This is a genomic window from uncultured Mobiluncus sp. (assembly GCF_902488535.1).
GTDB lineage: Bacteria > Actinomycetota > Actinomycetes > Actinomycetales > Actinomycetaceae > Mobiluncus.
In genome coordinates this window covers 1-1,725 of record NZ_CABTWO010000046.1, presented here as the reverse complement: position 1 = coordinate 1,725, position 1,725 = coordinate 1, and the positions used below count along the sequence as shown (strand labels likewise).

Genomic DNA, 1,725 nt, shown 5'->3' with positions numbered 1-1,725 from the left:
TTTTGCGCGACTATTGTCGCAAAACGCTCACCCCCCAGCCTCTCGCTGAGTCGCCCCCAACGCTCCCCGCCCCGCCAGCCTAAATTCCGGTGTAAATAACCTGAATTCAGCGCTGTTCAGTCGTAAAACCTCCTGTGGTTTTTCGGAATAGTTGCACGAACGACCGATTTCAACCCAGAATCTGGGCCATCATCAACTCCCTATTTTCTAACCCTGCAGGTTATGGCGATTCTAGTTGCGTAGAGTCCGCACTTATCAGAGTAAAATCGGTCGTTCATGCAAGACGGGCCGGTTTTACGCGAGGGCGGTGGTGGAGGGGGGACCTCGAGGGAGCATATGGGTGTTCGTAGTTTTTCTTAGCGGCTTTGCCGCTTAGAAAAACAGAACGGGACCCCATTTCTGCGACTGAGAGGCATCCCCCCGAACGCCGCCAGACCTCGCGGCACCCCGAACGCCGCCTGACCTCGCGGGCATACGGGCGCCGCCCTTGCGGCAAAATCTAGGCTAGACGAACCCGCGCAGAGTGGTTTGAGGGGGCTGGCGCTTGTGTGAAAGAATGAACTCATGGCTGATTTTGTAGCTCCAGATTATGTTCCCAGTGACGTTCTCGAGCACCCAGTGACTGAGATTCCAGACATTCCCGGGTGGAAAAAGGCAGCGGCAGGCAAAGTTCGGGAAATCTTTATTCCCGAAGACGCCGCCGGGATTTCCACCGCAGACCGTTTGATGTTGGTGGCGACCGACCGGATTTCGGCTTACGACTTTATCCTCGACACCCCGATTCCCGGTAAGGGCGCGGTGCTGACCCAACTGTCTCGCTGGTGGTTTAACCAGCTTAACGGCCTGGTCAACACCCATTACCTCGGAGTTGACGTGCCGGCGGAGGTCGCGGGACGGGCGATGATTACCCGACGGTTGGAAATGTATCCGGTCGAATGCGTGGCTCGCGGCTATTTGACCGGGTCGGGGTTGGCTGAATATCAGCAATCCGGCGCGGTGTGTGGCATTGCCCTGCCGCCGGGACTGCGCGAGGCCTCGAAACTGTCCGAACCGATTTTCACTCCCGCTATCAAGGCTGAACTGGGCGAACACGATGAAAATGTTTCCGCCTCCCGCATTGCCCAGCTGCACGGTCGGGCGGTAGCAAAGAACCTGACGGATCTGACCCTGCAGATTTACCGCAAAGCCGCCGAAATCGCGGCTGAACGCGGGATTATCCTGGCGGACACGAAGTTTGAATTCGGGGCGCTGCCCGGACACTACGTCCACGGCGACACCCTCGATGACGCCGCCGCGTCTTTCGTGCTGGGCGACGAAGTCATCACCCCGGACTCCTCCCGTTTCTGGCCCGCGGATGCCTGGGTGGAAGGCCAGGTCACCCCCAGTTTCGACAAACAGTATGTGCGGGACTGGCTGACGGGTCCCCAGTCCGGGTGGGATCGTCACGGCGACGCCAAGCCTCCGGCTTTGCCTCCCGAGGTGGTCCAGCGCACCAGCGAACGCTACTTGGAGGCTTACCGGATTCTGACCGGCCAGCCGCTTATCTAAAACTCTGAAACGCTTGCCGGAATCCCGGAAAGCCCCCTATCCACGGAAAAAAGGAAGAAAAATGGGAAAAATCGTTGTTGAGGTTATGGTGAAACCAGAGATTCTCGACCCGCAGGGCAAAGCCATTAAAGGCTCGCTGGCCCGGCTGGGAATCGACAACTTTGTGGACGTGCGCCA

Annotated in this window: 2 protein-coding genes; both read left to right on the top strand. The window is 58.3% G+C overall.

Annotation, left to right across the window (positions count from 1 at the left end; translation table 11 throughout):
• Positions 1 to 564 precede the first annotated feature (564 nt).
• Positions 565 to 1,548 carry a phosphoribosylaminoimidazolesuccinocarboxamide synthase gene (locus RDL66_RS08970; RefSeq protein ID WP_297723139.1) on the top strand — a complete coding sequence of 328 codons (984 nt, stop codon included), beginning with the start codon at positions 565 to 567 and terminating at the stop codon, positions 1,546 to 1,548.
• Between the two features lie 61 nt (positions 1,549 to 1,609).
• Positions 1,610 to 1,725, top strand: a 116-nt coding sequence (locus tag RDL66_RS08965) for a phosphoribosylformylglycinamidine synthase subunit PurS (protein ID WP_308536649.1), incomplete at its 3' end; no start/stop codon positions are given.

Bases quoted from the DNA above. Each gene is read 5' to 3' on its own strand.
- RDL66_RS08970 (WP_297723139.1), top strand. From the start codon at position 565: ATGGCTGATTTTGTAGCTCCAGATTATGTTCCCAGTGACGTTCTCGAG.